The organism is Mycobacterium sp. (genome assembly GCF_052144515.1).
In the GTDB taxonomy this organism is placed as follows: Bacteria; Actinomycetota; Actinomycetes; order Mycobacteriales; family Mycobacteriaceae; genus Mycobacterium.
Genome location: NZ_JBKQQD010000090.1, coordinates 1 through 8,997 on the forward strand (window position 1 = coordinate 1; position 8,997 = coordinate 8,997).

Here is an 8,997-nt window from a genome sequence, read left to right on the forward strand (position 1 = left end):
GCTCGGCGATCTGCTGGAACGCCGGATTCCACATCGCGGCATGCGAGTCGCCGACCAGGGCCACCGTGGTCGGCGAGGCGGTATCGCCCGTCGCGCACTCAGGCTGTCCACCTTGGGAAGCCGAGCGAAAGCAGCTGTTGGGCGCATAGGCCTTTGGGTCGGCTGTCCCGTCGGCTAGCGGCGGGCTCAGGTTCGATGGTACGGCTTTGAGCTCCGCGGATGCAGCGACCGCGGCCTGCACTTGGGCGAACACGTGCTGCACCGCCGCGTCGTAGGCAGCGATGTTGTCGCCCATGGGGGGAGGCGTCGCGGTGATGGTCTGCGGCGTAGCCGCCGGGCCGCGGGGGACCGGGACGGGTATCCATTGGGGTAGCGCCACGCCCACACAGACCGCGACCGCGGTGGCCGCACCGCCGAGCGCGAGACTGGCCAGGGGAGAGCGGCGTATCGGAGCGGCGAATCGCAACGGGTTCTCGATGAAATGCAGTGTGAGCACCGCCAGCCCGCCGGAGACCAAGGCCGCTGCCAGCCTGCCGGCCAGCCCGAGAGGGTGGCCCAGCAATGCCGGTGCGAGCACCAGCACCGGCCAGTGCCACAGATACCACGAGTACGACACCCGCCCGATCGCGCGCATCGGCGACACTGCCAAGACGCGGCCGCATCCCTGGGCAGGTGCGGCACAGCCGGCGCCGATCACCAGCACCGCACCCAGCACCGGCAACAGCGCGGCGCTACCCGGATAGAAAGTGGTTGCGCTCAACTGGTTGCAGGCCAGCACGATCACCCCCAGCCCGGCCCACCCCGCGACTGCCGCAGCTAGCGGCGGTAGTCGGCGCCACTGGCCGGCCGTGAGCGCGATCAGGCCGCCGGCGGCCAACTGCCAGGCCCGCGTGGGCAGCGAGAAGAACGCCGTAGTAGTCAACACGTAGGTGGTCACCAGCGACAGCGCGAACGAGACGGTCGCAACCAGCGCTAGGACCACCAGATACGGGCGTTCCGACGAGGGCACCTGGGCGTTAGTGGCGCGTCGCCGCGCCCGCCGCGCACACCGGATGAGCAACGCCGTGCCAATGAGCATGGGCGGCCACACCAGGTAGAACTGCTCCTCGACGCCCAAAGACCAGTAGTGCTGGAACGGCGACGGCGGCAGGTGGCCGAAGTACATGACGCCACGCCTAATGAACCAGTAGTTGCCGACATACAGTGCGCAGTAGATGCCGTCATCCATGACGGCCCGGGCCTGAAACGCGGGTAACAGGACCGCTGAGGCGATCATGGTGACGATGCCGACCGTAGCCGATGCCGGCAGCAGTCGGCGGGCCCGCGCCCCGTAGAAGCGGCGCAGCCCGACGGTGCCGGTAGTGCTCACCTCGCGCCAGAGCAGCCCGGTGATCAGGAAGCCCGAGATGACGAAGAACACGTCCACGCCGACGAACCCGCCACCCACACCGGGTACCTCAGCGTGAAAGAGGACAACGGCCACCACCGCAACAGCGCGCAGGCCCTCGATGTCCGGCCGAAATCCCGACTGTGCCGAGCGCCGACCCTCCAGCCCTTCGATTGGGCTAACGCTGTCGGCCTGGCGCACGGTCACCTACCTATGCAAGAGGGCGCTTCTTCGAATCGAGGCATTATCACACACCCGTTCAACACTTCTCGGCCAAATCCACTACTACCTGCACACCGGCCAGCGCTGCGACGAACACAATCCGCAGCATCTCAATCTTGGGCGAGCGCACGATCGGCCAGCGCGCCCATTACCGGCGCCAACAGCCGAGAGTATTCGACGGTCAGATGCGAATTGTCACCGTACACCAGGGTGTTGCCCACGATTGCTGGGCAGCGGTCGGCGGTGCAAAACAGCGCGGTGAGGTCGGCGTATCGTCCACCGCCGGCTTTGGTGGCGGCGGATTCAGCCGCGATGCCGGGTCCATTGACCGCCTTCGACCGTGCCAGCGAGCAGGTCGTCACGTCATCGAGGTGGCCGGACAGGCAGTCCGGTATAGATAAGTGCTGCGTATAAGGGATCGGCCCGAGCACCAGCACCTGCGCACCAGTGCCGCGCAGCTGCTGCACTAGGCGGGTCAGGCTGTCGATCCACGCCGGGTCGTACACTGTGAAGCTTTGGTGGTCGTAGAAGCGCCGGATGCTTAGCACCACCAGGCGCGGGCGTTCGGTCTGTAAACGGGCGATGACCTGATCGCGCCACTGCTCGCACTCGGTGTACTCGCGGCGAAAGATCGGGTTGAAGATGGGTAGGTCCAGCACCGGGCAGCTACCCTTGTCCAGGTCCTCTAGCCGCCAGCGCCGCTGCGCGGCCACCTGCTGGAACGACGGGCTCCACATCGCGGCATGCGAGTCGCCGACCAGGGCCACCGTGGTCGGCGAGGCGGTATCGCCCGTCGCGCACTCAGGCTGATCGACTTCCAACAAGTTGCGCATGCAGCCGCCGTAGCGGGCCGGGCGCGGTGCGTCGGCTGCCGTGCTAGCCAGCGAGGGATCGAGGTTCGACGGAACGGCCTCCAAGTCGGCGGATGCGGTGACCGCGGCCTCCACTTGAGCAAATGCGTGTTGCACCGCCGCGTCGTACGGGTCGACGTTTCGGCCCGTGGGCGTAGGCGCAGCTATGACGGCCAGTGGTCGAGCCGCCGGCCCGCGACCGACGGGGACGGGCACCAAAACCAGCTCAGCCACGCCCACACAGACCGCGACCGCGGTGGCGACACCACCAAGCGCGAGACTGCGGGCGGCCGACCGGCGCAGGGGCGCGGCGAATCGCAAGGGATTCTCGATCAGCCGCAGTGTGAGCGCGGCCAGCCCGCCAGAGATGAAGAACCCAGCCAAGCTGTACATCGGTCCCAGCATGTTGGCCAGCAGCGCCAGCGGCCAGTGCCACAGATACCACGAGTACGACACCCGGCCGACGGCTTGCATCGGCCGCAATGCCAGAAGGCGCCCGGCCCCGCGATCAGGTGCGGCACAGCCCGCGCCGATCACCAGCGCCGTGCTGAGCACGGGCAACAGCGCAGCACTACCCGGATAGGGCGTCGCCGCGCCCAATCGGTTGCAGGCCAGCAGGATCACCCCCAGACCTGCCCATCCTGCGAGCGCTGCGAGCAGCGGCGAAAGTCGGCGCCACTGGTTGGCCGTGAGGGCCACCAAGCCGCCCACGGCCAACTCCCAAGCCCGGGTAGGCAACGAAAAGAACGCCACAGCAGGCACCAGGTGAGTGGCTACCAGCGACACCGCAAACGACACCGTCGCGACCGTGACAAGGACCAACAGGTACGGGGCCGCTGACGACGCGGCATCCGTGCCGGTGCGCCGACGCACACGCCGGACGAGCCACGCCGTACCAATGATCAAGGGAGGCCACACCAGATAGAATTGCTCCTCGACGCCCAGAGACCAGTAGTGCTGGAACGGCGACGGCGAATTGGCGGAGTCAGTGAAGTAGTCGATGCCTTGCAGAGCGAACCGGTAGTTGCTCACATACAACGCGCTGGCGATGCCGTCACCGATAATTCTCCGGGCCGCCAATGGGGATAACAGGACAGCCGAGGCGATCACGATAACCACACCGACAGTGGCCGACGCCGGCAATAGTCGGCGGGCTCGGGCCCCGTAGAACCGGCTCAGCCGGATGCTCCCAGCGGTGCTCATCTCGCGCCACAACAGCCCGGTGATGAGGAAGCCTGAAATGACAAAGAACACGTCGACGCCGATGAACCCGCCACCAAACCCGGGCATATCAAAATGGAAAAGGACAACGGCCAATACCGCGACGGCACGTAGGCCCTCGATGTCCGGCCGAAATCCCGACTGTCCTGAGCGCCGGCTTTCCAGTCCTACGGAAGTCCTGCCGTTGTCGGCCTGGCGCATGGTCACCTGCCTAGGCAAGAGGGCTCTTCTTCGAATCGAGGCATTATCACACACCTGTTCAACACTTCTCGCCCAAATTCACCACCACCTGCACACCGGCCAGCCCTACGACGAACACAAGGCGTCGGTTGCGATCGCCAATAATCCGCGGACAAATGCGCAGGTGACGAAATTCGGGCGTCGCAGCGGCTGAAGGATAGTCCAGGGGCTCTCCCGCGACGGTCCGCTGTTGTCGGCCGCTTGCCCAAAATTTCCGGCTTCCAGTTCGATAGCGCGGGTACCGGGTTATGCTGCTGGGCGGCTGAGGCGGGGACGCGGGCTGCCGCTTCCATTCCGCAGAACGCGCACGGGAAGTGAAAGGCAAGGAACCTCGCCGATGAAATTTGTGCTGGCAAACTGGGGAACTCGCGGCGAAGTCGAGCCCTACGTTACTGTCGGCCGCGAGCTGGTGCGCCGCGGGCACGACGTGCACATGGCCGTCGCGCCCGAGATGGTGAGCTTCGCCGAGGCGGCCGGGCCCACGGCTGTGGCCTACGGGCCGGATTTGAAGGCCATCCTGGACCCGCACCGCGATTTCTGGACCGGTTTGTTCGCCTACCCCTGGAGGATCCGGGAGCTAAGCCGGTTGTCGGGCGAATACTCAAAGCCACTTACCCAGTGCCGGGCCGAGGTCAGCGCGACGCTGACGTCGCTGGCGAACGGGGCCGACCTTTTGCTCACCGGCATGAATTTCGAGGACGACGCGGTCAACGTCGCGGATCATTGCGACATTCCGCTTGCGACGCTGCATATCTTCCCGCTGCGAGCCAACGGCCAGCTACTACCGTTTCTGCCGGCGCCCTTGGCCCGTTCCGCGATGACGTTGCTCGACTGGGTGGCTTGGCGCGGACCGAAGAAGGTCGAGGACGCGCAGCGCCGTGAACTCGGTCTTCCGGAGGCAACACGCCCCTGGCCGCGTCGGATCACCGAACGCGGATCGCTGGAAATTCAGGCCTACGACGAGGTGTGCTACCCCGGGCTGGCAGCCGAATGGGCGAAATGGAATGAGCAGCGGCCCCCCAGAAGGCCGTTTGTCGGCGCGCTGACGATGGAGTTGCCGACGGATGCCGACGAGGAAGTCGCGTCGTGGATCGCCGCGGGTACGCCGCCGATCTGCTTCGGATTCGGCAGCGTAGGCGTCGAATCTGCTGCCGACACGCTCGCCATGATCAGCTCGGCCTGCGCGCAGCTAGGCGAGCGGGCGTTGGTGTGTGCCGCCGGGTCCGACTACAGCAACGTCCCCCACTCCGAGCACGTCAAAGTGGTGGGCGTGATGAATTACGCGGCGGCCCTGCCCGCCTGCCGCGCGTTCGTGCACCACGGTGGCGCGGGCACTACGAACGCGGGCCTGCGTGCGGGACTGCCAACGTTGATCCTCTGGACGCTGCCCGATCAGGGCCTCTGGGGAGCACGGGTCAAACGGCTGAAAGTTGGTACCGGACGACGTTTTTCGGCCACCACCGAGGAATCGTTGGTCGCGGACCTTCGCACCGTCCTCGCCCCGCAATGCCTCACCCGGGCCCGCGAGCTCGCCGCCCGGATGACCAAACCCGCCGATAGCGTTGCGACCGCCGCTGATCTTCTGGAGAAATTCGCCCGCTTGGGGCGTGTTGGCTGAGCGGCGAAGACAGGGCGGCGCCCTTAACGGCTATTCATCGTGTTCTACTTCAGCAGAGCTGTCATAGGTGTGTGATCGCTCGGGACGACAGGCGATTCGGGCTGCCCGCCGATCCAGTCGAGCAGGGCGCGCAGACCGTCCTCGAGCGCCCACTTGGGACGCCAGTCGAGTTCTTTCTCCGCCGGCTCGATGTCGCACCGCGCGGCCCGTACGTCACCGTCGCGGAATTTCGCCACGACGATCGGTTCGGGGGCATCGCAGATGACGGCGATCTTGCGAGCCAGCTCGTGGATGGTTGTCGGGATCCCCGATCCGATGTCGAGGCACCGTGATGGAGTTGCAGGTTCCGTGATCGCCGCGAACAGCGCCTCGACGACATCGTCGATATAGATGAAGTCGCGCAGAATCCGGCCGTCCTCATAGACTTCCAACGGACGCTGCTGGCGCGCCAGGCGTGCGAAGAGAGCGACTATTCCCGTGTACGAATTCGTCAGCGACTGGCCCGGTCCGTAGACGTTCTGCAGCCTCAGCACACTGAGCTTGGTGTCATGGGCGGCCGTCCAGGCGGCCAGAATGTGCTCTTGCGCGAGCTTGGTCGCGGCGTAGATGTTGGTGGGCCGGGGCTGCGTCCGGCCAGCAGAGCTCGGCAGCGGCACCGCAGGATCGTCGGTGGGCCCTTGCAGATCCCAGATACCGGCCAGGAGCTGAGCGTGGCTGCGAGGCTGCGGGTAGAAGATCTCAGAGCCGCACTGCCAGGCGCCCTCGCCGTAGACGGCCCTCGACGACGCGACGACGAGCTGGTCGGGCACGTGTGCTGAGCGGCTCAGGGCATCGAGAAGTTGAGTCGTTCCCACCACGTTCACCGAACCGTGGCGCGTCGCCTCCGACAACGACTGCGCCGTTCCCGTCTCCGCCGCCAAGTGGACGATCTGCGAAGGTCGGCACAACCGCAGCACAGCATCCCAATCAGGGGCATGGGTCACATCACCGGTGAACAACCGCGCCGATGGCGGCAGGTCGATCGCTGCACGTTCGCCGTGCACCTGCGGGTGCAGTACGTCCATCACGGCGACGTCATAACCGGCTGTGACGAGACGGCGTGTAAGCGCTGACCCAATGAATCCTGCCCCGCCAGTGATGAGCACGGATGTTGACAAATTACGAGGCCTCCGGTTCAGAGTGCGGTCCGGGGTCGATCATATGGTGACCGTGTCGCCGACATCCCGCAGAATGTCAACCTAGGGCGAGCGTGCGGTCGGCCAGCGCCCCCATTGCTGGTGCAAGCGCCCCCGCGTGTTCGATCGTGAGGTGATTCCTGTCGAAGTACACCAGGGTGTGGCCGACGATGACCGGGCAGCGGTCAGTTGTGCAGAAAAGCCCGGTGAGGTCGGCATATTGTCCGCCACCGGCTTCGGTGGCGGCGCTCTCGGCCGCGATGCCGGCTTGGTTCACTGCCGTCGACCGTGGCAGCGAGCAGGCCGTCGCGTCATCGAGGTGGTCGGACACGCAGATCGGCACCACTGTGCGGGGCTGCGGGATCGGTCCGAGCACCAGCACGGTGGCGCCGGTGCCGCGCAGTTGCTGCACGAGCCGGGTCAGGCCGTCGGACCATGCCTGGTCGTATGACTTGGGCAGGTAGCCCTGGCCGCCGACGTACCCGCGATACATGCTCACCACGACCAACCGTGGGTGCTCTGCGCGCAACCGGGCCATGATCTCGCCGCGCCATTGCTCGCAGCGTTGAAAGCGTTCCACCAGGTGACCGAGGAAGTTGGTGATGGGCGTGCTCATCGGTGGACACGCCCCCTTGGCCAGGGTCTCCAGCCGCCAGTGCCGTCGCTCGGCGATCTGCTGGAACGCCGGAGTCCACATCGTGGCATGCGAGTCACCGAGCAGCGCCACCGTCGTCGTTGAGGCGGTATCGCCCGTCGCGCACTCAGGCTGTCCGACTTGCCCGACATTGCGCAGGCAGCCGCCGAGGAACACGGCCCTGAACTCGGCGGCCGCGTGGGCAAGTGTGGGATCGAGGTTCGACGGTACGGCCTTCGGGTCCGCGGACGCCGCGACCGCGACCTGCACTTGGGCGAACGCGTCGTGCACCGCCGCGTCGTAGGCGTCGATGGTGGAACCCGTGGGGGGTGGTGACGCCGTAATGGTCAGCGGCTTAGCCGGCGCGCCGCGACCGACCGGGTTAGGCACCCAGTCCATCAGCGCCTAGCCCACACAGACCGCGACCGCGGTGGCGACACCGCCCAGCGCGAGACTGCCCAGGGCAGACCGGCGTATCGGAGCGGCGAATCGCAAGGGATCCTCGATGAAACGCAGTGTCAGCACGGCCAGTCCGCCGGAGATGACCGCCGTCGCCAGCCCGCCGGCGAGCCCCAGCGGGTGGCCCAGCAGTGGCGGTGCGAGCAGCACCACCCCGCGATCGCGGCAGCTCGTGGCGGGAGTCGGTGCCACTGGCCGGCCGTGAGGGCGACGAGGCCGCCCGCGGCCAACTGCCAGGCCCGGGTGGGTAGCGAAAAGAACGCCACGGCAGGCACCACGAAAGTGGCGGCCAGCGACAGCGCGAACGACAGTGCTGCGACCAGGGCCAGGACCACCAGATACGGGGTTTGCGTGAAGGGGGTATCGGCCTTGGTGCGCCGGCGCACAAGCCCGATGAGCCATGTCGTGCCGATGATCAACGCCGGCCATACCAGGTAGAACTGCTCCTCCACGCCCAACGACCAATAGTGCTGGAACGGCGATGGGGGTAGCGCGGGGGCGAAGTAGTCGACGCCGTCGTGAGCGAAATGGTTGTTGCTGACATACAGAGCGCTGTAGATGCCGTCCACAAGGACGCTGTGGGCCTGCAACGGCGGTAAAAGGGCAGCCGAGCCGATCGCGGTGACGACGCCGACCGCGGCCGATGCCGGCAGCAGCCTGCGAGCTCGGGCTCCGTAGAAGCGGCTCAGCATCACGGTGCCGGCTGAGCTCACCTCGCGCCACAGCAGCCCGGTGATCAAAAAGCCCGAGATGACGAAGAACACGTCCACGCCGACGAACCCGCCACCGACGCCGGGCAGGCCAGCGTGAAAGAGGACAACGGCCACCACGGCGACAGCGCGCAAGCCTTCGATGTCCGGGCGAAATCCCGACTGTACCGAGCGCCGACCCTGCCGTCCTTCGATGGGGCTAACGCTGTCGATAGGGCTAACGCTGTCGGCGTGGCGCATGGTCACCAACCTGGGAGACGAGGACGTGTTCTCCGAGTCGGAGAAGTATCACACACCTGTCCAACACATTGGGTATGTTGGCGAATCATTACGTCGTCGTCGTCGGCTCGGGAACCTCTGGGTCTTTGGGCTGTCAAAGAGCCGACAGAAGGCGGCCTGAAGGTTGTCCTATCTAAGGTGGGAACCCGGACTTCGCCCATGACTTTCCGGCCAACGCAGAGGTCCGCGGAATTGTGGGGC

4 protein-coding genes and 1 pseudogene are annotated in these 8,997 nt (G+C 66.3%); 1 reads left to right on the forward strand and 4 read right to left on the reverse strand.

All coding sequences use genetic code 11. The features are described from left to right. Nucleotides 1-1,594 (reverse strand): acyltransferase family protein (locus tag ACLP9N_RS04705; protein ID WP_442406301.1); only part of this gene is annotated, 1,594 nt, incomplete at its 3' end. 125 nt (nt 1,595-1,719) lie between these two features. After that, nucleotides 1,720-3,882: an SGNH hydrolase domain-containing protein gene (locus ACLP9N_RS04710; RefSeq protein WP_442406303.1), complete on the reverse strand. Its 2,163-nt coding sequence runs from the start codon at nt 3,880-3,882 to the stop codon at nt 1,720-1,722. A 376-nt stretch (nt 3,883-4,258) separates the two neighbouring features. Here ACLP9N_RS04710 and ACLP9N_RS04715 point away from each other — a divergent pair, with 376 nt between their 5' ends. Next, nucleotides 4,259-5,539, forward strand: a complete 1,281-nt coding sequence (locus ACLP9N_RS04715) for a glycosyltransferase (protein ID WP_442406302.1) — start codon at nt 4,259-4,261, stop codon at nt 5,537-5,539. 44 nt (nt 5,540-5,583) lie between these two features. On the opposite strand, the gene ACLP9N_RS04720 is transcribed toward ACLP9N_RS04715, so the two are convergent. Beyond that, nucleotides 5,584-6,684 carry an NAD-dependent epimerase/dehydratase family protein gene (locus tag ACLP9N_RS04720; protein ID WP_442406304.1) on the reverse strand — a complete coding sequence of 367 codons (1,101 nt, stop codon included), beginning with the start codon at nt 6,682-6,684 and terminating at the stop codon, nt 5,584-5,586. 88 nt (nt 6,685-6,772) lie between these two features. Then, nucleotides 6,773-8,757 (reverse strand): annotated as a pseudogene (locus ACLP9N_RS04725) (acyltransferase family protein). Nucleotides 8,758-8,997: the final 240 nt, after the last annotated feature.